Source organism: Novipirellula rosea (assembly GCF_039541335.1).
Classification (GTDB): Bacteria; Planctomycetota; Planctomycetia; order Pirellulales; family Pirellulaceae; genus Novipirellula; species Novipirellula rosea.
Genome location: NZ_BAABGA010000006.1, coordinates 113,573 through 135,889, shown reverse-complemented (window position 1 = coordinate 135,889; position 22,317 = coordinate 113,573). Strand labels below are relative to the sequence as shown.

22 protein-coding genes are annotated in these 22,317 nt (G+C 52.0%); 16 read left to right on the top strand and 6 right to left on the bottom strand.

Annotated features, from left to right (window positions below):
- Positions 1-204: 204 nt before the first annotated feature.
- Both ABD971_RS01310 and ABD971_RS01305 read right to left on the bottom strand, forming a co-directional pair.
- Positions 205-2,196, bottom strand: a complete 1,992-nt coding sequence (locus ABD971_RS01310) for a hypothetical protein (protein WP_345318667.1) — start codon at positions 2,194-2,196, stop codon at positions 205-207.
- A 185-nt stretch (positions 2,197-2,381) separates the two neighbouring features.
- Positions 2,382-3,320 carry a hypothetical protein gene (locus tag ABD971_RS01305; protein ID WP_345318665.1) on the bottom strand — a complete coding sequence of 313 codons (939 nt, stop codon included), beginning with the start codon at positions 3,318-3,320 and terminating at the stop codon, positions 2,382-2,384.
- Between the two features lie 479 nt (positions 3,321-3,799).
- On the opposite strand from ABD971_RS01305, the gene ABD971_RS01300 reads away from it, so the two are divergent.
- Positions 3,800-4,549, top strand: a complete 750-nt coding sequence (locus ABD971_RS01300) for an oxygen-binding di-iron domain-containing protein (protein WP_345318663.1) — start codon at positions 3,800-3,802, stop codon at positions 4,547-4,549.
- A 121-nt stretch (positions 4,550-4,670) separates the two neighbouring features.
- On the opposite strand, the gene ABD971_RS01295 is transcribed toward ABD971_RS01300, so the two are convergent.
- On the bottom strand, positions 4,671-6,095 hold the full coding sequence (locus ABD971_RS01295; RefSeq protein ID WP_345318661.1) for an AAA family ATPase: 1,425 nt from the start codon (positions 6,093-6,095) through the stop codon (positions 4,671-4,673).
- A 411-nt stretch (positions 6,096-6,506) separates the two neighbouring features.
- On the opposite strand from ABD971_RS01295, the gene ABD971_RS01290 reads away from it, so the two are divergent.
- The 4 genes from ABD971_RS01290 to ABD971_RS01275 are packed head-to-tail and all read left to right on the top strand — an operon-like array spanning position 6,507 to position 9,580.
- A complete protein-coding gene (locus tag ABD971_RS01290; RefSeq protein ID WP_425571229.1) occupies positions 6,507-6,956 on the top strand; it encodes an AAA family ATPase in 450 nt (149 codons plus the stop codon).
- Positions 6,946-7,725, top strand: coding sequence for a tRNA(His) guanylyltransferase Thg1 family protein (locus ABD971_RS01285; protein WP_339946124.1), 780 nt, complete (start codon positions 6,946-6,948; stop codon positions 7,723-7,725). Before ABD971_RS01290 ends, ABD971_RS01285 begins: the two co-directional genes overlap by 11 nt.
- Complete coding sequence (locus tag ABD971_RS01280) at positions 7,725-8,465, top strand: RNA ligase family protein (RefSeq protein WP_339946125.1); 741 nt, start codon at positions 7,725-7,727, stop codon at positions 8,463-8,465. The genes ABD971_RS01285 and ABD971_RS01280 overlap by 1 nt, the downstream gene beginning before the upstream one ends.
- Positions 8,462-9,580 carry an AAA family ATPase gene (locus tag ABD971_RS01275; protein WP_345318658.1) on the top strand — a complete coding sequence of 373 codons (1,119 nt, stop codon included), beginning with the start codon at positions 8,462-8,464 and terminating at the stop codon, positions 9,578-9,580. Before ABD971_RS01280 ends, ABD971_RS01275 begins: the two co-directional genes overlap by 4 nt.
- 292 nt (positions 9,581-9,872) lie before the next feature.
- Here the strand turns inward: ABD971_RS01275 and ABD971_RS01270 are convergent, their stop codons facing one another.
- Positions 9,873-12,275, bottom strand: a complete 2,403-nt coding sequence (locus ABD971_RS01270; RefSeq protein WP_345318656.1) for an ankyrin repeat domain-containing protein — start codon at positions 12,273-12,275, stop codon at positions 9,873-9,875.
- Between the two features lie 365 nt (positions 12,276-12,640).
- On the opposite strand from ABD971_RS01270, the gene ABD971_RS35965 reads away from it, so the two are divergent.
- The 11 genes from ABD971_RS35965 to ABD971_RS01225 all read left to right on the top strand — a co-directional run bounded on the left by ABD971_RS35965 (position 12,641) and on the right by ABD971_RS01225 (position 20,892).
- A complete protein-coding gene (locus tag ABD971_RS35965) occupies positions 12,641-13,144 on the top strand; it encodes an ArsI/CadI family heavy metal resistance metalloenzyme (protein ID WP_425571228.1) in 504 nt (167 codons plus the stop codon).
- Between the two features lies 1 nt (position 13,145).
- The gene (gene sigZ, locus ABD971_RS01265) at positions 13,146-13,718 is read left to right on the top strand and encodes an RNA polymerase sigma factor SigZ (protein ID WP_345318654.1); all 573 of its coding nucleotides are present in this window, start codon (positions 13,146-13,148) and stop codon (positions 13,716-13,718) included.
- A gap of 398 nt (positions 13,719-14,116) precedes the next feature.
- Positions 14,117-14,911 carry a PhzF family phenazine biosynthesis protein gene (locus ABD971_RS01260; RefSeq protein ID WP_345318652.1) on the top strand — a complete coding sequence of 265 codons (795 nt, stop codon included), beginning with the start codon at positions 14,117-14,119 and terminating at the stop codon, positions 14,909-14,911.
- A gap of 749 nt (positions 14,912-15,660) precedes the next feature.
- Positions 15,661-16,029, top strand: a complete 369-nt coding sequence (locus tag ABD971_RS01255) for a hypothetical protein (RefSeq protein WP_345318650.1) — start codon at positions 15,661-15,663, stop codon at positions 16,027-16,029.
- Between the two features lie 917 nt (positions 16,030-16,946).
- Positions 16,947-17,696, top strand: a complete 750-nt coding sequence (locus ABD971_RS01250; protein ID WP_345318648.1) for a hypothetical protein — start codon at positions 16,947-16,949, stop codon at positions 17,694-17,696.
- A gap of 581 nt (positions 17,697-18,277) precedes the next feature.
- Positions 18,278-18,592: a hypothetical protein gene (locus tag ABD971_RS01245; protein ID WP_345318646.1), complete on the top strand. Its 315-nt coding sequence runs from the start codon at positions 18,278-18,280 to the stop codon at positions 18,590-18,592.
- A 383-nt stretch (positions 18,593-18,975) separates the two neighbouring features.
- Entirely contained in the window at positions 18,976-19,101 is a 126-nt protein-coding gene (locus tag ABD971_RS01240; RefSeq protein WP_339946131.1) for a hypothetical protein, read from the top strand.
- 293 nt (positions 19,102-19,394) lie between these two features.
- Positions 19,395-19,676, top strand: a complete 282-nt coding sequence (locus ABD971_RS01235; protein ID WP_345318641.1) for a hypothetical protein — start codon at positions 19,395-19,397, stop codon at positions 19,674-19,676.
- Positions 19,618-19,965 (top strand): 50S ribosome-binding protein YggL, encoded by a 348-nt coding sequence (locus tag ABD971_RS35960; RefSeq protein ID WP_425571227.1) that lies wholly within the window; start codon positions 19,618-19,620, stop codon positions 19,963-19,965. Before ABD971_RS01235 ends, ABD971_RS35960 begins: the two co-directional genes overlap by 59 nt.
- Positions 19,966-20,015: 50 nt before the next feature.
- Positions 20,016-20,414 carry a cytidine deaminase gene (locus tag ABD971_RS01230; RefSeq protein WP_345318639.1) on the top strand — a complete coding sequence of 133 codons (399 nt, stop codon included), beginning with the start codon at positions 20,016-20,018 and terminating at the stop codon, positions 20,412-20,414.
- Between the two features lie 127 nt (positions 20,415-20,541).
- The gene (locus ABD971_RS01225) at positions 20,542-20,892 is read left to right on the top strand and encodes a hypothetical protein (RefSeq protein WP_345318637.1); all 351 of its coding nucleotides are present in this window, start codon (positions 20,542-20,544) and stop codon (positions 20,890-20,892) included.
- Between the two features lie 485 nt (positions 20,893-21,377).
- On the opposite strand, the gene ABD971_RS01220 is transcribed toward ABD971_RS01225, so the two are convergent.
- On the bottom strand, positions 21,378-21,524 hold the full coding sequence (locus tag ABD971_RS01220; RefSeq protein ID WP_345318635.1) for a hypothetical protein: 147 nt from the start codon (positions 21,522-21,524) through the stop codon (positions 21,378-21,380).
- Between the two features lie 264 nt (positions 21,525-21,788).
- Complete coding sequence (locus ABD971_RS01215) at positions 21,789-22,181, bottom strand: hypothetical protein (protein WP_345318634.1); 393 nt, start codon at positions 22,179-22,181, stop codon at positions 21,789-21,791.
- Between the last annotated feature and the right edge of the window lie 136 nt (positions 22,182-22,317).

Here is a 22,317-nt window from a genome sequence, read left to right as displayed (position 1 = left end):
GCCGTCCTTTTGTCTTCGGGATCAGCTTGAGTTTCATTATGGGGGAATGGCCACGTTATTTGGGCGTATGGCCGCTAAGAAACCCATTGTCATTGCTGAAATCGCGGAGATGAGAATGATTTGCGACACGGCTCTATGGATTTGCGACATCCGTAGGCCTTATTTCCCACCGTCTTCGATCACACCGACTGGCCTTATGTGTTGTCACCCAGCGTCGACAACAAACCATCGATCAAACATCGAGAGAAGCACATACTTTCCTCGTGGGGAGACGTCGATCTTTTTGATTTCGCCTGGCAGCCATTGCTCCCACAAAATCTTTGCATCAGGGCAACTGATGACCTTCAGCAATGTTTGTCTGCGAGGCATGACATGTTCACAACAAAAAGCCGTTTTCCCATCGGGCGACAAACCCACGATCAGTCTGTGATCGTCGTTGGTTTGCAGCAGTGTCTGTGGCGACGCTACGGGGCTTTCATACCAAAGAACCTTGCCTGAATGTGTTCCGACCACCATCGCTCCGCTTGCGCTCACCGACTGACTGTAGTGCTCGATGCGGATGCTGCCCGTTTTATTCACGCTTGTTGGCGAGATGGAGAAATGCGAGATCCCGGTCCTTGTTGAGTACGTCATCCGCTCAGCTGGAAAAATCGGATGCCTAAATATCTCGAGATCGCTGGTGTTGAACTCGGCAATTCGTTTTCCCGTTGGTAACGAAATCAGATCCGTCGGTGCTGTGACGGTTGACGAGCCGCCGAAGAATCCTTCCAGAAAACCGCGTTTCGCCTCCTGGCCCGGGGACGTGGGCTTGCTCTTGTAACGAATGATCACGCGGTCTCCCAATTGATTGACCCAAACGGAATTCGCCTTAGAGTCACTGCGTGTCTCGATCTTGATCTCTTTGTCTTCCGCGAGATCCATTAGTTTGACGCCATCGGATTTAGTCAGCCACGCGAGTAAACGACCGTCGCCGGAAAGCCAGTGTTTGCCCATGTAAGGAGAAATGTCGTCAGGCAGATCCCTCACTCGTTGAAACGGTTTCCCAAGATCAGCGACACACACGCTCGATTGGCTCGTCACGGTGACGCGTCCGTTGTCGTCAATTCCGCAAGCTGACGGGCCGTACGGAATTGCATTGGCGAAGTGGGGTCGCCAAGTATCGGCATTCCAAATTTGTACCCCGTTCTCTTGATTGACGAGTCCAACCAAAAATTCGCCGCCAGCAGAGAACTTCCATTGGTCGAGCCATTCGCAACGACCAATGGTGGTCACCTCTGCTGAGTTTGTCGTTCTCATTAGCATATCCACGTTGCGAAAAATGACGGTGTCGTGACTCACCGCAATCGAATCGTCGGATGTGCCGATTTGCCACTTCATGTTGCCTTGGGTATCGAATTTGGCCGCGAAATAAGTGCTGTCTTGGTAATTCCCGCTCATGATTTCGATGGCCAAATTCACCGAACGAATTTTTTTGAGTGTGGCGAAGCAGTGACCCTTGGAAACACAAACGTTTCGCAGTTCCAAGCCTTCAGGTGTAGCGAAACAAAATTCAGGAGGTTCGCCATTGGATTCGGATAACCAAACACCTGTTGAACTGAAGACGCCGAGTTGATCGACGTCGCTATAAAAGACGATGGGTTTTCCTGAATTAATTTTGTACTGATGCAAACGTTTTCCGGTTTGGCAATCGTAGAGCGTCACGTGCTGATGTGATCCTACCGCGAGTTGTCCACCGTCATTAGACAACGAAATGCTGGTAACTTTACCCGCTTCTGCAGCGATGCGATGTTTTACTTCACCGGCAGTGACGACGTCGCGGATTTCAATCGTGTCGCCCTGCAAGATCGCGATCCGCGAACCGTCTTGCGAGCCGGTGGCATGTTCGATTTCTTCGATCGGCAACGCGATGGCTACTTTCTCGAGCACCTCGCCAGTCGGAAGTTTGATTACGGTTAGATATTGACGGTCCCCGTAGTAAGTCTTTCCTATGATCACAAAACGAGTTTGGTTTACCGACAGAATCTCGCCATCGGCTGCGATTCCATGTAATGGACTCAGCGGAATCATCTTGATTCGAGGATCAAGTTTGGGCACGGTTGACTCGTCAGCGTGTAGCGTCGTCGCAGCTAGAATCGAAGCGAGAATGACGACGACAGCAATCGGATGACCGCAACCTGGGTTCGCTAAAACTCTCATTTAATTTGCCTGCTCTGGTAAAATGTAGAATGACTGAAACGCTTTGCGTGGGGCAGGTTTGAAACCTGCCATCGTGAATCGCTACCATTATCCCTAACAATCCGTCGCATCAGGAAAGACAGGTTGCAAACCTGCCCCACGGCGAAGGGTTGAATTTGGTCCTGATGAAAACAATCTGGATCGTTCTACACCGTTTCGATCAACGTTCTCTTGCTGTCCTTCAGTGTCTTGATCTCCGATCTAACCGAGTCTCTGCGATGCTGACATCCTCGCATCGCGGCCTTCACACGAGAGATGATGCGGGAGCATTCAGCCTTCGCTTTCTGGATTTTTGATTGCACAATCCAATCGGAAATCAATCCATCAAAGAAGTAATCTGCAAACTTGGAGAATCCATCGATTTGCAGCGATACCTGAAGACGCTCGTCTGCATCGGCAAGTTCTTCTTCAAAACGCAGTAACCTCCTTTGCGCGAATCGGGCTTGATCCTTAGCGGCGTCGATCTTTGAGTGCTTTGCCATCGTCGTTAGCATGCCGCCGCCGAACATATCCAGAACGCCCCAGTTGGCAGCGGAAGCAAGTGTGTCTCGGATTCTCTCAACCGATTGAAGTGCGAACTGCCCCGCCTCGACAGCCTCATCAAGTTCTTGTTGGTCTGCCGCTAAATCCGCGATCCGCTGCGTTAGTTCAACAAGCTTGCTTGCAACGTCACTGTCGTTGTCCGAAAGATATTGCTCTTTTTCGACAAGCACACGTTCGTACTCCGTGCCAGCGTTTTCCAGTCGTGATGACTCGTCCGTCAATCGCTGCACCTCCTCGCGGAGATCATCCACGGTGGCGGTGGCTTGATCAAATTTCAGCTTCGCGGCGACAAACTCTTTTCGCTCTTTATCAAGTCTCTGCTCCTTGCTGCCAAGCATGGCATGAAGCAACCCCGTGAGACTCAGGCCTTCCAGAGCAGTGAGATCCGAATGCTCTTTCTCTGCGATCTGCCTCAGACTCGTCTGCTCGTGCTTTGCTTCTGTCAGCAAAACGCGAGCGGAACGCAACATCGATTCAAGCTTTTCTTTCTGTCGGAGGTTCGCTTTGGCAATCGCAAGCCGTTCGTTGAAATCGTTTAACATTCAGGCTTCCTAAGTTTCGAACAAGGCAACACGTCGCAATCCGGCGACATATCAACATTGACGCTCGGTTTCATTTAAAGTCAGGCTTCATTCCTCGACCAACAGGGCGCTGATGAAAGTGAGCACTAGAATTGCGACACTGCCCCTCGTCCAATCAATCAAAGCACTTCCCGAGTTAGTGGCGGGCTACGACCAAACGTGCTGTGGTTGCCGTTTGGGAATCGCACAAGCCGCTTCTGACGTGACCGATGCCCACTTGTGATTGCGTGCGGCGAAAGGAATCACATCGTCCCGTCTTGAGTGCAAAATGCATGCATTATTCTGATTCAGTTTAGCATCGCCGATCCGAAACGCGAGCGACATGAAGACTTGGTAGAATGAACAGGTTACATCAATTTCAGGAAGGACGAATCTGGATTTACGACGAACAAGGCAGATAATACGAAATAGCGACCATTCATTCTCAACGGAAACACGTCATGCAAACGAATGCTCACACCGGAACGACAATCGACGAGGTTGCAGAAGGAATTTACCGCATCAATACTCCGCTGCGGAGCGATGCTATCCCCGGTGGTTTCAATCTCAGCCAGTACCTCATCGTGGACGATGAACCGATGATCTTTCACACGGGCTGGCGTCGATGGTTTCCGTTTGTATCCGAAGCAATCTCGAAGGTCATTCCGCTCGATCGCATCCGCCACATCGGTTACTCACATTTCGAGGGGGACGAATCGGGTGCCATGAATGAGTTTCTGGCTGTAGCACCACAAGCGGTTCCGTTCGCCAGCAACATTGGTCTAATGACATCGCTCAACGATCATGCCGACCGAGAGGGCCGGGGGTTGGCTGATGGCGAGACTTTCTCGACGGGTCAGAAAACGTGGCAGTGGATTGATACCCCGCATGTGCCGCACGGTTGGGACTGCGGCGTGCTGTTTGACCAGACAACTAGTACGCTCTTGTGTGGCGACCTCTTCACCCAGCCTGGTGCGGACACAATACCGATCACAGAATCAGAGGTTTTGACTGCCAGCGAAACCATGCGCAAACCAATGGATTACTACGCCCATTCAACGAAGACCGGCACAATCTTGGAGCGTCTGGCGTCGCTCAATCCCACGACGCTTGCCTGTCAGCATGGAAGTGCCTACCGAGGCGATGGGGCTACGCTGTTGCGAGAGCTCGCTGCGATCCTCGAAAAAGAACAGCGGGCTGCGTTGACGTAACAGCGGCTTCGCCAGTCAATATCGGACTGATTTTCGAGACCGGTCGCCTTCCTCGATAAGACAAGCGATAGCGAGCGAGCGTCAAAGGATGAGATCCTGCTGATACGACAGCAACGATAGTTTACTCGATGCCAGATCCGCCGAGTAGTTTACGATTTAGCGATCCGCCACTGACAAGCATTTCGTCCAGTGCGTTGGAGACATCCTCGCTGTTGATCTCTCCAGACCCATTGCGCTCAATGTGAAACTGTACCGATCGCCGCATCAGTTCCTTGATAAAAGCAGCGCTAACGCCTTCCGTACGTCGAACGACATCTGCGACAACTTCGCCTGATAGTGAAATGCCTTCCGAGTAGAGTCGAATGAGCTTGTTACGGCCAGAATCATCGGGAAGTGGAAACTCAATCGCTTGATCGATTCGTCCTGGTCGAGAAGCCAGCGCTGCTTCGAGTGACTCCGGTCGGTTCGTCGTAAGAATGAAAAGGATGTCGGCATCTTGCTTTAAACCGTCCATTTCGTTGAGTAGCTTGTTGAGCAAGATTTCATCGCAGGGGCTGTTCATATTGGCACGATCTCGGGCAATTAGATCGACATCTTCGAGTACGACCATGCTCGGTTGCAACAGCCGGGCCAATGTCATGTATTCGGATAACAGTCCCACTTGCTCCGCGGAAATCAATAGCGTCGTATGATCTTCCAACGCACGTGATAGATAGTGAATGGTGTGTGTCTTTCCCGTTCCCGGAGGCCCATAGAACAGAATCCCCTTTTTTGTCGATTGCTTGAACTTCGAGAGACGCTCTCGCTGTTGAACAAACTGAATCACATTGCGTTCAAGTAGTTTGAGTGTCGATTCAGGCAGAATGACGTTCTCTCGTTCAACCAACCGAAGCTTGTGAACGGTGATGCCAGTCGATTGTCCGGTGTAGGAATGTTCAGACTGTTCAAGTGACAATGTTTTGCCACGGTAAGACTCTGCCTTCAGGATTGCGTCTTCCAGGTGCTTAAAGAAGCTCTGGACGATTTTTGTACCCTCGGGAGAATTCGGCGTACCGACTTGAAATTTCATTCCGGTAATCTGGCCGTATTGCCCGGTGGGGGTCAATAGAACAACAAACCGACTCTGGTTCTTTTCGAGAAGCCAAAGGCCGACTTTGAGAACTCGGACTGGATTTTCGTCACCAATGTCGATTTCCTCGAACTCGGGTGGGATCGAAACAGGGGGATAGTGTTCACTTTCGATCACACAGTCGGCCAGAGACACGCCTTCGTGAGAGTATTCTTTGCGGACCCCACAGAAGTGCAGCACTTCGGTGTCGTCGCCGAACAGCCTGTCAATCGCTCGTTGAAGGTCGGCACGAACTCGGAATGGAAATTCTCGTTCAGAGATCGTAATGCTGTCCATCTTGATTGGATGAAAATGGGAACGCAGCAACGCAGCGACGGTACTACGATCGTCACTTGCGGCCTTGATGCACCTCGTCGCGATGTACGAAATCCCGCCTCCCATCAATAGCCCCACTAGCAGCCACCCTAAGTATTCCATTTTTGACTCTCTTTGTCGTAGGCGATCAACGGACAGTTCTGTCGTACAAGATTCTGCGGTGGTGCGTCCCTAATGGTTCCGGCACAACAGATCGAAGACACAACGGATCGACAGCATGTTCACAGGCTATCTGTAACTTGTTCATCAATAGCACGAGTGGTGAAACGTTGCGAACGGAAATTATAGCGAAAGTGCTTCGCCAGATTCGCGAGCGAACCTTTTTGTCACGCAAAGTGTCACCTAAGCAACTCGAGACCGAAAAGGAATGTGCGTCATGCCTCATGCGAATCAACAACATTCTGAAGAACTGTCATTTTGATGGCGTAATCCGGCACTCACCTATTGAGACTCAACTCAAGCCCACACGGTGCAGGTCAACCGTGTGGGCTTTTTTTATTGGTTGTGGCACGAGTGAATGAGATGGAAGCTGTTGTGTTTACTGGTCTGCAAGGGTCAGGAAAGTCTTCGTTCTTTAAAGAGCGATTCTTTGCAACTCACGTGCGGATCAGCCTCGATCTTTTGCGAACTCGGAATCGGGAAAACCGTATTCTTGAGGTTTGCATAGAGACGCAGCAGCGGTTTGTCATCGACAACACGAATCCGACTTGCGACGAACGAGCCAAGTACATCGGTAAGTCACGGGATTCAGGATTTAGAGTGATCGGCTACTACTTTCGCTCAAAAGTGGACGACTGCTTAAGAAGGAACAAGGAACGGACTGATCGAGTGCCAGAAGTAGCGATTCTTTCGACTGCAAAGAAGTTGGAGCTTCCAAAGCTGGACGAGGGCTTCGACGAATTGTGGTACGTGAGAATTGAAAACAGTGGGTTTGCGTTAGAGGAATGGAAAGATGAAGTTTGACGATCTTGACAAGAAAATGCGGGTCTATGAAACCGCCGCCGATTTATGTGTGTTGCCGGGCATGTTTATGGTTGCTCGCATCGACGGTCGCAGCTTTACCCGATTGACGAAGAATGCCTGTCAATTTGAAGCACCGTTCGATGTTCGATTCCGCGATTTGATGGTGGCAACAACCAAATCGCTGATGAATTGTGGATTCAAAGTGATTTACGCTTATACCGAGAGCGATGAAATCTCGCTGCTCTTCGATCCTGATGAGCGAGTGTTTGGTCGCAAGTTGCGTAAGTACAATTCAACGTTGGCCGGTGAGGCGAGTGCCCAGTTTTCAGTAAGGTTAGGTCAAGCTGCATCCTTCGATTGCCGCATTTCGCAGTTGCCTAACATCGAGCTGGTTGTCGATTACTTCCGCTGGCGAAATGAAGATGCTTCTCGAAACGCCCTGAATTCATGGTGTTACTGGACATTGCGAAAAGACGGCTTCAGCGAACAGCAGGCCACAAAGAAACTGCTCGGAAAATCCGTAAGCCAAAAGAACGAGTTGCTGTTTCAGTACGGTATCAACTTCAACGATATTCCAAGTTGGCAGAGACGGGGCGTCGGCTTGTACTGGGGAAACTACGCTAAGACTTCGATCAACCCAATGACAAATACGAAGACGGTCGCTCGCAGAAAACGCATCCAAACGAACTACGAACTTCCGATGAAGAGCGATTACGGCATTTTCGTCGAATCGATAATTTCACAATCACGAACAGCTGGAGCGACATGATGGGTGCCTCAAACGGCAATTTCGTCAAATATCCTCGCACTCCTCACTTGTTCGGATCCAAGGGAACCGCAGACGACAAACATCTAGGCGAAGCAGAATCGTGTGAATTCATTGCGGACGAATCTCTGATCGTCGAAGAAAAAATCGACGGAACCAACGTCGGGATTCACTTCTCGGACGATGGTGAAATCGTTCTACAGTGCCGAGGCCACTTGATCACTGAGGGAATGCATCCACAGTACGACTTGTTCAAACAGTGGGCGGTGGTCAAACGAAATGTCTTGGAAGAGCGGCTGCAGCAGCGTTATATCCTGTTCGGTGAATGGGCCTACGCACGTCACTCGATCTTCTATCGTCAGCTTACGCATTACTTCTTCGAGTTCGACATCTACGACAAAGAGGCGGAAGCGTTTCTCGATCTCCAGAAACGATTAAGTCTGCTTGAAGACACAGGAATTGAAACTGTTCCCGTTTTGCACACGGGCGTCCTGAAACGAAAAGAGATGGAAACGCTAATTGGTCCGTCGAAGTTTGACAGTCGGTTCGAGAACCCCGAAACCAGTCAGACGGACAACTTGATGGAAGGGCTGTACTTTAGAACGGAAGCAGAGGGATTGGTAACTGGGCGAGCCAAGTTTGTTCGGCCAGCATTTGTCGAGAAAATCAAGCAGAGCACTCACTGGCAGCAGCAGGTGATGGTGCCCAACGAGCTTGCAGATGACGTGGATATTTGGTCATGAATTGGGAGCAACTCAAAAATCAGACGCTTGACGACATCGTGGCATGGGCAGAAACAAAGCCATGGTGCCAAGCGATGGCGGACTGCGCACAGGATGCCGAGTGGCACTCCGAAGGAGATGTCTGGACACATACCAAGATGGTTTGCACGGAGCTTACAAGGCTGGATGAATGGTCTGATCTGTCTGCTCACCAGAGAACATCGTTGATCTTCACTGCACTATTCCATGACGCTGCCAAACCGCTGACCTCTCAGGTCGATCCCGACACGGGACGTATCACTTCGCCAAAACATGCTGTGAAGGGTGAGCATCTCGTCCGAGCAGTTCTGCGAGAATTGGCGTGCGATCTGAAAACCCGTGAGGAGATTGCACGACTCGTCCGATACCACGGTCGGCCAGCCTTTTTGCTGGAACGCACAGAACCGACACACGAGGTGGTTCGACTGTCGTGGCTTGTCGAGAACCGGTTGCTCTATTTGTTTGCTCTTGCGGACACTCGTGGGCGAAACACCGATTCGATGACTCGTCCTGAAGAGAACCTGAATTATTGGAAGCTGCTCTCGGAAGAGTCGGACTGCTACGACAAGCAGTATCCGTTCGCCAACGACCATGCTCGATTTCTGTTCTTTCAGCAACGTCATCCCAATCTGCACTACGTGCCTCACGAAGAGTTTTCCTGTCAGGTGACGGTAATGGCTGGCCTGCCCGGTAGCGGCAAGGATTCTTGGTTGTCTCGAAACCGCGGTGACTTACCTGTGGTCGGCTTGGACGACATTCGTGGAGAACTCAACGTCGATCCGACCGATAATCAGGGCCACGTGGTGCAACTGGCGCGTGAGCGATGCCGTGAGCACCTTCGAGCCGGAAGGTCATTTGCCTTCAACGCGACGAACACGATGAAGCAGACCCGCGGACGCTGGATCGACTTGTTCACCGACTACAACGCTCGTATCGAAATTGTTTATGTTGAGCCGTTATTCAATGACTTGCTCAAACAAAACAAGAGTCGGGCGAACCCGGTTCCCGAGCAAGTCATCAGGAAACTAGCGGCAAAGTGCGAGCCGCCAACTTGGGCCGAAGGTCACTCTGTGAACTTCTCAACCGGAGATTCGTAATTCCATTTACGTCTCTCGTCCGCCGTCAGCACTCGCAACAGCAAACCGCGTGAGACAATTCAAGATCAACTTTCCACGCCCCCAATCGAGACGCAACGACAGGGTCAGAATAATCTAGACGAAAGAGGAGGTTGCGTGCTTCATCTTCTTACCTCCATTTTCCTACCAATTCTTTTCTCGGGTATGCACTCACCACCGAGGCGACGATGATGCGTGGAATATCGCCGGAATCCTGGGCCGACTACTATAGACGAAGCGAGGTGGATGAACGCTTGCGGATGAACGACGCACCCTACTTTGTTTGCAGGGCTTGGCGAAATGATTGCGGCATATTTTTGTAAACCTCTACGACGGTGCCGCTGAACGATGTATAAGTCGTGCTGTTGGTCTTGATCTCAGGATCCGCGCCATGCTCGAGCAACAACGTTAGCACGGAAAACGCCTTTGTCTGTGTCTCCTTGTTTTGAAGATGCTCTGCGTGAATGGCCCAGCGACCAAACAATTCAAACAGCGGTGTTTGCCCACGCTGGTCTCTCGCGTTGACGTCCGCACCATTAGTGATCAGTAGTTCGCACATTTCAAGATGATGGAAGCGGGCAGCCTGATGGAGTGCAGTCGACTTTTCGAAATCTTCCGCGTTGATGTCAGCGCCCCAATCCAAAAGTTGCTTGATGCGGTCTTGCCTGTCAAATTTTGCTGCGGAACACATTAAGTTGCCTGCGTTCTGCACCAGGTTTGGATTGGCGTCATGATTCAGCAACGCATCGTAGACTTCGTAAAGGTTCTTTGCTGCTGCTTGACAAAGGTAAGTCCGAGCCGCGGGTGCATCTGGTTGAGTGATGTCTGTTCCGTTGTCCAGCAACGTCACACAGGTCGCGATGTAGCGTTCTTTTGCTTCCGTGGATAGATATTCGTTTGCGCCGTCAAGTGCATGGTGCAGAGGTGTTCTGCCGTGCTGGTCGGTCGCGTTGACATCAGCGCCGAGTTCGATCAATTTCTGGCAAATCGCAGGATGTCCGGCTCGAGCATGACGGTGAAGAATCGTTTCTCCGTTGTCGTTCGTGCGATTGACCCAAGTCTCATTTCCATTCGCCATCGTTGCGGCGACCAATATCGGAAACGTCTTCGACATCGCTTCGGGCATTGGAATGTCCGAATGATGGTGAGGAATCAAGTGTCGTTGCATGGCAATGTGCAGCGGCGTGCAACCGTCATTTCGAGCAATCGTTGGGTCGGCGCCCGCAGACAACAGCAATTCAACGCACCGCGAGGCTCCGAAGTTCACGGCTTCGTGCAAGACCGTATGGCCGACACCGTTCTTGGCGTTGATGTCAACGATCGGCTGCTGGCCGGGTCGCTGCGTGTATCGCAAAAGCAATTCGAGTGCTTCGACGTTGTCATCAAAGACGGCCGCAAACAAGATCGTGTTGCCTTTTTGGAAGAATTGGATGTTGGATTCGTATTCATAGGGCTCGTAAATGAGTGATCCCCAAAGATTCGGATCGAACGAAAACTCGCGAATCAGGTAGCGACAGAGCGTCAAGTCGTTTGCCATCGCGGCATGATACAGCGGATGAGCAAAGTCTCGGAGGTTGCAATACGAGGTGGCTGCATCGCTTTGAACGCAGTACTTTTTCGGTTCACCCGCCTCGATCACGACTTCCGCCAGTTCGGGTGAACGATGGTCAATCAAGGCAATTCGCAGTAGCTCGTTGCCGACCGCGGGATCGGGTTGCGCCCGCACTCCCTTGCACAGCATGTACCGACAGAGATCGAGATTGCCCGACTGGACCGCTGCTCGAAGATGCGGCTCACTGTAGTCGATGGGCAGTTTGTCTTCCAAAATCTGCAGCAATTTTAAGTCGCCAGTCGCGATTGCCGGCGCGAACAGGTCGGGCGTCTGTGGCTTGAGGTTGTCTGCAGCGCCGGCGGCAAAAAGACGCTCGACGAATTGACGTCGCTGCTCTGGCACCATGATCTGCACGATCGCCTGGTGTAGGAACGCGACATCATCGGCTGCTTCACCTTGATCAATGATGAAATCCAACATGTCGAGATTACCCGAGGAAATCGCCAGCGACACCGGCGACGGCTGAGGTCCGTCGCGTTTGATCGACACGTCACTCGGCGTGAGCTCAGCACCGTGGGCAAGCAGTAGTTTGACCGTCTGGACCGACCCGGATTGGATCGCCGCCTGAAGCGGCGTTTTCAGAGGGCTTGGCTCTTGATCGCTTGTCCCATCGACATCGAGTCCCGCGTCCAGCAATAGTTCGCAAATCTCGGTCTGGCCGCGTTTGGCAGCGAGGTGCAACAAGTTTTCACCGTAGTAAGTTTCGTCGGCGGGATGACCCGACCGCAGCAGTCGACGCGTTTTTTCGACTTCGCCGTTCACCACTGCCTCGGCAAGCGGTTTGGCACTGATCTTGATGTACGGTTGCGAGTCTACTTGTACCGGGGCCGGATTTGGTTTGTCAGATGGTGTCGAAAGCGGTAGCGTGTAATCGGGGAAATGTTCCCTCAGCACATGAAGTATTTGCGGTGAAAGGTCCGGCAAAAGTTCATCCGGCTCGTTCGGCAGTCGTTGGGCTATCACATTGTCGGCTGACGATTGCTGCGACGCGGTTTGTGATGGCGACGGCCGTTTTGTTTCTTGCGGTTCCTTGCATCCAATGACAGCCAATGCAATCGCAAACATTGCGATTTTGTAAACGCGACTACCACGTAGGAGATGAACGCGAAACATGATAATGCTGACAAATGGTCGATGAATTTGCGAATGCCGGTGTCTCTTTAGTTTAACAGAGAGGCTTAATGATAGCGGGGCGATGTCCAGGTGAAAAAAATCGGGCGAGGATAGCGGAAAGACAGAATTTCACGGTCAGCCCACCAATCTAAAGCACTCAGCCATTCTGCTTTGAGCTGACAGAACGGCACTGGATCCTCATTTGCACTTAGCATGGCGGAAGACGAAATAATCCGGAGTTAGATTTGCGTCTTTTTTCGAATCACTCCGTGTGAGTTATTGAATACAGGTTTCACCCCAAGCTCAGGAGTTCCAATATGTCTCAATCCGCCGTACATTTCGCGACAGCCCGTCGAATTCACATCAGTTTGGCAGTTTCGAACGTTGACCGCTCGACCGAGTTTTATCGTTCGCTGTTCGAGGCTGAGCCGACGAAGAGTCGTCCCGGCTATGCTCGGTTCGAGGTCGCAGAACCGCCGTTAAATCTCTCAATCATTGAGTCCAGCGAGGCCAAGGGACCTGCCGATCCTACTTCTCATTTCGGAATCCAAGTAAAATCAACCGATACAGTCGGCGATATGCGACGGCGGCTGGAGACAGCGGGATGGGTGACCCGAATAGAGGATTCGGTCAACTGCTGTCACGCCGTGCAGGACAAAGTCTGGATCGTAGACCCGGATGGGTGCCGCTGGGAAGTCTTCGTGGTTCTCGACGATACGCCAACTGGCAAAGCCGATCCCGATAATGAATGCTGCCCCGCAACACACAGTGATGTGTGTTGCACGGTTGGCAGCGAGCCATGCTGTTCAGAGAAAGCGTGACATGAGTGATACCCAACAGGTCTGGGACGACTTCGGCACCGCGCTTCGTGCGTTCATTCGGCGGCGGGTCAACGATGATCACGTCGCCGATGATTTGCTTCAGGATGTATTCGTTCGGATCCATGACAAGCTTGGTTCATTGACCGATGAAGATCGTCTGGCGGCATGGCTGTATCAGATCGCTCGAAACGTCGTGACGGACCACTATCGTCGCCGTTTCGAGTTCACGTTCGACGAAGCTGAGATTCAGGTAGATCAAGTCACTGACGATCAGAACCTCAACGAACAGGTCGGGCAGTGGCTCGTCAATCGCATCGCTGAGTTGCCCGAAGACTATCGTGAAGCGGTCACGTTGTCAGAGTTGAAGGGGGTTCGTCAAACGGAGGTCGCCGAGCGAATCGGCTTGTCCGTATCCGGCGCAAAGTCACGAATTCAGCGAGGACGTAAGATGCTCAAAGACATCTTGCTCCAGTGCTGCCACTTCGAGTTTGACAAAAGAGGCAATGTGATTGACTACCAAGTCAGAGCTGACTGTATCGCTTGCTGTGAATCAGCAAGCGGCGAGTACAGTTAAACGAAATGTCGGAGTCACCCCTGCCAAACAGCGTTTGAGAAGGATGATGGACTGGACTGGCTCTACTCGGTCCCAAATTGGACTTCGGGCCGACAGAAAGATTGATGCGACAGAAAGACTGGAAAGACGGAGAAGCGAGAGCCCCTATTTTTTCTCTTCATGTTTCTGTCAAACCTTTGTTTGCTTGTGTTTGATCATCAGGGGACCAAGCGTTTTATTGAGATCGTGGTCGCCAATTCGCGTCGTCTATTAATGCGTCGATCGCTGGTGCCGCTACTGCGGCTAGGATGCATGTGTCGGTGATTTGCGCTCACGACTTGAGTCGCTTGGCAAGGTCCGGGTCGTAGAATTGATTACAATACGTTGCCTTTGACATTCTTTACAAACGTGAGCCGTTTATGAAAGTGCCATTATTTCAGGTCGATGCCTTCGCTGATCGCCCGTTTTCGGGCAATCCTGCTGCGGTATGTCTTTTGGATGCGGAAGCAGACGGCGATTGGATGCAGTCCGTTGCTTCCGAGATGAACCTGTCCGAAACGGCTTACATTCGACCGGTTCAAAACGGCTTTGAACTCCGCTGGTTTACGCCAGCGTTTGAGGTCGATCTGTGCGGACACGCCACCTTGGCATCAGCTCACATTCTGTGGACTGAGGGGCTTACCAAAGTAAGCGACCCGATTCATTTTCACACACGCAGTGGCGTGCTGGCCTGCAAGCGCGAAGGCGACCTCATTGAACTCGACTTTCCGGCCACACCGCCTGAACAAGCTGAACCTCCATCCGGCTTACTGGAAGCTCTTGGGATCCATTCGTCTGAGTTCGTTGGGGAGTCGTGTTTTGACAATTTCGTAATCGTTGATTCCGAAGCGACTGTTCGCGCGATGCAACCTGACTTTGGACGGTTGGCTCAGATTCCGATGCGTGGCGTCATTGTGGCTGCCGTATCCGACGATCGAGCATTCGATTTTGTCTCTCGTTTCTTTGCTCCCGCCGCTGGCGTTAATGAAGATCCGGTAACAGGCTCAGCTCACTGCTGCCTCGGGCCGTTCTGGCAGGATCGCCTCGGTAAGTCTGAGATGATGGCATATCAGGCATCAAAACGAGGTGGCGTTATTCAGGTTCAGGTCAAGGATGACCGGGTTCTCCTCGGAGGCAAGGCGATCACGGTCATGCGAGGGGAGTTGTGTGTCTGACCCACTCCTAAAATTTCGCTGTTGATTTTGCTTTGCGTTTCTCTGCATCCTCTGCGTTGAAAATGATAAACGCGGAGATCGCAGAGACGCAGAATGCCGCAGAGTTGGTGACAGCGAAGTAGTGCTCGGTCGATGATTTGATCGCAACATCGTGAAGCGGATGCAGTGGTTCGCGTTGGGACCCTCAACGCTCGAAATCATTGGACGTCGCAGACGTTGTGAATCGGACGTCGCGCCGTCGAGACTTTTTCTCCACTACATTGCTGGCAAAAACATGTGGGGCAAAAATATGCGTGACGTGTGGAAAGAGTTCAGTATTGCGATCGCCTTGGATTCAATCTCTATTTTTTGCTGGACTTTTTTCCTCCAAGACGATCAACGCGGTCGGATTGAACATCAGGTCACAGAGTAAACGGAGCAGAGAAAACGGATTCGATGGTCAGTACTCCTCTGTTCTCTTCGTTTCCTCCTGTTCGTTCATTTCTTCTTGCGGCAAACAGCCCATACTCTATCGTTCGAGGACAAATCTCGCGCTTCCGATCGAACTCTGGTATCCTTTTGGTGTGCACTTGTTCTGCTGATGCGGGGCAACAGCTTGCACGTTCACACACACCCAATGATGGGTAGGCATGCGGTTGCAACAGAGGAGGCGTGATAGCCGTTTTTCCGATGGAAGGTCGCTCGCGCCCGCCCGCTGAACCGTTTGATTACCCGAATAACAAATTCGCTCTTGAGTCACGAGCATTGCAATGCTAACACCTGATGATCGTAAGGAACTCGACTTCGAAAAACTCGGCCCCGTGCTCGAAGCACTTGTCAATTCTGATCGAGTCTCTGACGAGGAACGTCGCGCCATCGAACTATGTGCACGCGCTGCCGTCGACTTACTTTCGATCGAACACGAACAAAAGATGAAGGACTTTTACAGCAGACCTAAAATTCAGCGTATCGAAACACAGCAACTAGAACGATGGCTTGACGCCAATAAAAATGCCGCGGCCGGCGTGTCTGTTCTGGCTCACGGACGCTGGTACGTGTCATCGTATGAGCCGGATGGTAAGCTACAGCTAACTCCAATCGATCCACCTTGGCCGCTTTTTCCGGATGACCCTGAATGATCGGATAGCCAGCCCGTGCGCGTGCGGACTGGAAAGGTCTTGAAAACTAGCTGGCGAAAGCAAGACACGGAGACAAGGAGTGAGTGACGGGGGGATCGGTTAGGCGGATTCATCGTGGGCAAACGTCTCAGGAAGTAGCGTTTGTAAGACAGAAAGATTGTTGCGACAGAAAAATTTGAAAGACGGATCGTGGAGTGCCTTATTTTCCTACCTCCATCTCTTTTCGCTCCCGCTCGATCCGCAAGTGGCTTCCCGTCGCCGCCTGCATATCACTGCCGTTCTGGTATGGAAGATGTTACGCAGTCGAATCGGTGCGCGTGATCTGCGTAGTCGATGATTTGATCGCAACATCGTGAAGCGGATGCAGTGGTTCGCGTTGGGACCCTCAACGCTCGAAATCATTGGACGTCGCAGACGTTGTGAATCGGACGTCGCGCCGTCGAGACTTTTTCTCCACTACATTGCTGGCAAAAACATGTGGGGCAAAAATATGCGTGACGTGTGGAAAGAGTTCAGCATTGCGGTCGCCTTGGATTCAATCTCTATTTTTTTGCTGGACTTTTTTCCTCCAAGACGATCAGCGCGGTCGGATTGAACATCAGATCGCAGAGAAAACGGAGCAGAGTAAACGGATTCGATGGTCAGTACTCCTCTGTTCTCTTCGTTTCCTCCTGTTCGTTCATTTCTTCTTGCGGCGAACAGCCCATACTCTATCGTTCGAGGACAAATCTCTCGCTTCCGATCGAACTCTGGTATCCTTTTGGTGTGCACTTGTTCTGATGGTCGGGGCAACACCCGCACCAAAACAGCCATAACCAAGTTGCGCACCCGAGTCCTCGGAAATACTTTGCTTGATGGTGGCTCGTCCGCTCGGACCGAGTGACCTCGGACGTTAACCGACTGAAATCGAAACTAGCATGACACACGTCTTTGGCGATCTAACAATCGTTGATGCAACTGCCGGTAGCAGTTCATATGGCCATACCTTTGGCGGGCCAGTCGATCGATCGGACGCTCTCCCTGACCAGACCAACGGCATTCGCTTGCACATGCTCCATCGGTTTGACATGAACGATCCGCTGATGCCAATCCAGTTGCCTGGCCTACGTTGGCTTCCTCTCTACTACGTGTTCGACTTTCGAGCTAATGAGGTTGGCTACCAACTCACTTCTGACTCCAAGATGATCACGTTCTTTTCTGATAATGAACCAAATATCTCGGACGCGGAATCATGGCCGGCCGATGATTTCCCGCTTGAGTTCTCACCCCACCCGATCCGCCTAGCGTTACACGATTTCGATCCGACTGATTTAGACGACGTTGCCCGCTGGGCTGGCATCTTTGGTATTCGCTACTTAGACGACGATCGACTTGCTGAGCTCAAACGCAGAATTGACACCGATTGTGATGAAATCGGCGACTATCGCCCGGAAGGTGACGACTACTTTGATTACTTATCCTCGCCACTTTGGCAAGGGACACCTAATAATCCGTGCATCAACCCCGAGTGCTCCAACCACCAAATCCCCCGGTCGCTAAAGATGCTTGCCGTCGTTCCCTACAAGCCCATTGAGGGACTGGAGATTTGGGGTGGTGCTTGCGTCGACACCTTGTTTGAGATTTGCCCGCTATGCCGGACGATTCGTGCATCTAACCAATGTGGATAACGATACTATGTGGTTGCTGGTCCTGGGCTCGTTTGTCTTACAAGCGACATGGACCGTCGAATGGCGTCGGGGCGCCGATACGCAACCGATGAACCAGAATTTTACCTGTTCGGCTTTTCGATCACGCCTGCTACGGTATTTGCACGCCTCAGGAAATAGCGGATGGCAGACAGAAAGATTGTTGCGACAGAAAGATTAGCAACGATCGCCGTCGCCGCCGAATGATACGCTTGGTGAGCGGCCCAACTTCATTCGACTGTCCCCCAATTCGTCTGTCCTTTGCTCATCACGACTCATCTGTGGACTTGATCGCGATTGAAGAGTGCGAAGTGATGCCAGGTGAGAGGTGTCCGTTGGGAGTCGGCGGCGTTAACTGCGTCAGTCCGGTTCTGAGGCCATTCAGTGATCCAATGGACAAGGATCCAATGTTGTGACACGCCGAGGAGAAATTGGTGGCATTCCGGAAATACAAAGCGTATCCTAACATCCGAGAGACATTGTTCTACTCGCCCGGAGCCGGGCTTGCGAGCGTTTTCTCTGCTTGCAAGACAACTATTCGACTCCATGCAACCCGATCGATCATGCTGCTAATTGTCATCGTCGCTCTGATCGCAACGACGGCCTTCTATCGGCAGGCCAGACTTGCGGGCGTGCACCCCGGCAAGGCGGCAAGCGTTCCTTTCATCGCCGCTGGATTACTGCTTGCAGTTGCATACGTGGCATCGCTCGCGATCACCAAGTTCGCAGTCGCTGTTAACGCGTCAAGTAACGCGATGAACTCGATGCAGTTCATGCTCAATGCCTTCGTGTTGGCCGCGTACATGATGCTGATTCGGCGTAACTGGTTGGTGCTCACCAGTGTTCCGGCGCCCGATGGCAGCATCCCTGGTGATTGAGGTTTGAACACAGGCCTTTGGTGCGATTCGATCGCGTTTTAGAGAACGTAACCGCCATCGACGCTGTTTTTTCTCGCTGGGCCAGACGGTCAGGAGCCGGCAGCGATAATGATCGGAGCGATCCACGGAATGTCGGTCGCTTGCGGTACATTTTGCAAGCGGTACACGACGGTTTCGTGTCGGCCAGAATCAGGAGTAACCGAGCGATGACCGGAGATTGTCGCCCAGTCGTGTTTGAGAATTAGGACCGCGAGCGACCGCGCCGAAGTGGGGTGCATCGTAAAGCCAAGTCTGGACTAAGGGTGAGAACATCCCAAAACGACTTAATTCTCACCCTTACCGACCGCACAAACATAAGTTCCCCGACGGGCGATGATGACTTGATGGCAATCGTGTCGGCGATTCACACGGTCTTTATGCGTGATGGAACCGGCGTTAGTTATCCAGCGTTTCTTGCTGAGGCAATCGTCAACTCGTTGTCGCAAATGCCCCCGCGGTCGATCGATTGACAAAATGATTAGGTGGCAAAATGATTGACGCGAGCTGATTTATCATTTTGCCTCACATCATTTTGCCAACAAATTTCTTCTTTGTTTTTGCGGTAATAAACGGATTTGCTGGCGGTCGTTGCGCTCTCTATGATTGGATCAACGTCAACCGTCGTAGTTAGCGACATCCCACTACAGCAAACCGGGGAACCAGGCGATGGTGACGGAGCGGCGGCATCGTTATTCAATGTGGTCAGTCGCCGTTCGCCGCCCGCACATCGCTACCGTTCGCCAACTGAAATCTTGAGACCCTAATGATCGAAACTTGGTGCTGGCGATGCGGCGTCGAATACCCGATGCTCAAAGACTCCGAATGGTCTGTGATTCAAACCGCACATGCTTTGTTGCACGAAGACAATTACGCGCCAATGCACCAACTCGCCGCTGACGCAAAACGCCTTGGTCTGCCTCGGCCGCGACCAGTCGATACGAATGCACCACTCATGGCACAACGTCCATGGCACATGATTGCTGGCTATGAGATGTTCACTGGCATTCTTGAGACGTCGCCTCCGCAAGAAACGGCGTCTTGGTGAGTTCACGGAGTTTTGCATCGAGATATCGGCAAAGTTCACTCCAGGAACCACCGAGGCCGAAGCCGATGATTTGATAAACAAATTTATCGACTACATTGAGGCACCGAGCCTGAAGTTCGGAGGCGCTCACACAACCGACGGCATGGCGAGTATCGTCGACCGTCGCGGTCGACCGTACGTAACCGACCTTGATCGAGCAGCTGTCATGGACTGGCTGGATTCTCAGCGAATAGTTAAAACGGCAAGATCGCAGGAGCTTCGGAACGCGTGGTACGGTTGGTCGGACTAAATCGTCGGGTACCGTTCCTCGACCAAGATCCTTTTGGGGCATACGCATCGTTGACTGAAATCAAGCTCGTTCAAGCCGCCATCGACTTTGCAAACCAGCGGTATCCAAACCAATCATCGGTCGTTGCCGCCATGCTCACCGATTGCGACGACATTTACACCGGAGTTTGGAATGACGCGTCCGTTGACGCAGCCGCGTTGTGTGCTGAGACGGGCCCGATTTGCCAGGCTCATGCAACCAATCGCGAAATTGTTGCGTCCATTTGCGTCTGTCGCGATACAAACGATGCATCGTTGCGCGTTCTGCCAGCGTGCGGTATATGCCAAGAACGATTGGCGTACTGGGGACTCGACGTTTTGATCGCCGTTCCCGGCAATGTTGTTTCGGGGATTTGTACGTTTGTGTCACTTCGCGATCTGCGGCCGCACTACTGGCTTCCAGACTCGTAGCGTCGACCGACGTCCCATCAACCCGGCGGGAAACCATCGGATGCAATAAAGGTCGGGTGGTAGAGTATATTGAAGTGGTTACCAATTCACCGGACCTCACTGATCCGCAACGTTCACCGACAGATTCATGCTGACCTTTCTGACATTCGTTGCCTCTGCCGCCTTCTTCTATTTGGTGCTCGGTTTCTCGCATCTGGAGACGGTGGTTGGGGTGGTGCTTGTTGCTGCGTTCGCTTTTCTGCCGCCCCTGGTTGAAGACGTGGTTGCCCGTGTGGCAAATCGTCGACCGATTCGCGACTCAAAGCATTATGAACGTCAGGAGTTTTACTACACATTCCTACTTGCCGCTTCGCTCATCTACCTACTGCCAGATTGGGGCAACCTCCGATTCTTTTCATTGTTAATTGTCTCGGTGGTGGTCGGCAAAGCGATTGCGCAGGTCACGCTCGGAGAACCCCGAATCAAGCAATCAGCGTAACCGCAGGCGTCTGCTGGGATTTGGAAAATTGAATAGTTTGGGGATTGCAGACCAACACAATCGTTGTTTCTTATGGATTGGCAAATGCGGTGATCCATCGCGTGCACATGGAGTCCCATTGGTTTGTTTTCCCAATGGAATGTTTAACTCGCGGTCCCCGGTGATGCGGGCCGATCTGCGGTGCGCACCAAATCCGACGCTACGCTCCACCTCCACATTTGGGCCGCAATCGTAAAATGCCGTAAATCGTTGGTGCTCAAGGAGATCGGCGCACGAAAAAAGCCGCTTGTGAAATCACAAGCGGCTTTCCGAGTGGAGGATAACGGAATCCATAACTCTCCAAAAACACGGTGGTTTTCGGCATTTTCGATCCTTGTAGCAACAATTGTAGCAGCACTGTAGCAACAAGTTTGAGTGGGATCTGAATCGTTGCGCCTCACCAGCAGCTTCCTGCTGGTCGTCCAGATTCCAAGTCAAATTTCATCCTAGTAAGTGCGAACAAGCAACAATTCCGTGACGGAAGCCGTCTCCAGTTCGCCCAATCCCCTGACCGCACTGGTCCCATTGGGTAGCTCAAATCGCTCATCGTAGATTTCGGGCACAGAGTCGTCACCATCTACGGAACCGTTCATCGAAAGTGCCTATCCGGCACATTGCTTCTTCAGCCAGCCATCGTCCCTCGGCCAGTCTGCAATGTTCCTCAGTCGACAATGAGGAGGATGAATAGAATCTTCTCCGCTGAACTGACCCTCGCACAGCCGCGTGGCATAAACTCGTGGAAACGCGTTGGCTGGACCAGTGGCGACAGAGGTTCATCACTCCAGCGAAATTATTCCGAAGCGTCTCAAAATGCGCATCTAAACAACTGATTTCAACGAAGCAACTGTGGCGTCCGGCTAATTTACTCTCGACTGAAAGTCTTCCTTCGCCCATTCAATCAGCAGGGCCCACAATGGCTCGCAGTCTCCAGCAATGCGGAACGCGCGGTAGAGATCTGACGGAGGCTCGCCATGGGTATAACCACCAGCGACGAGCACCTCGTATGAGAGCTCTGGAAGCCTGACGTGATTAACGTGACGCCAGTATTCCTCTGCTGATCTAATTAAGTCAATTTGGTCGTGTAGAATCCTGACCAGCTCAACGCGATCATGGTCCTCTGAAACGAGTGTATCGTTATCGAATTCAAGATCTTCGTCAGTCAACCTGTCAATTCGATCATGAAGTGCTTGGACTCGGAGGTCGTTCAGCTGCGCATAAGGGACGCACGCAACCGCAAGTTCAATTCCCATTGCTCTATCCTTTTAGTGTTTACTTGTCAGTGCCAATAGCGATGAAGTAACCGCAGCATCTTCCGCTGAAATCGATCAACGACTTCCGCACGGGGGCGGCCCATGCCGTTTAGTTAGCCTTCAAAGCGTCTACTCG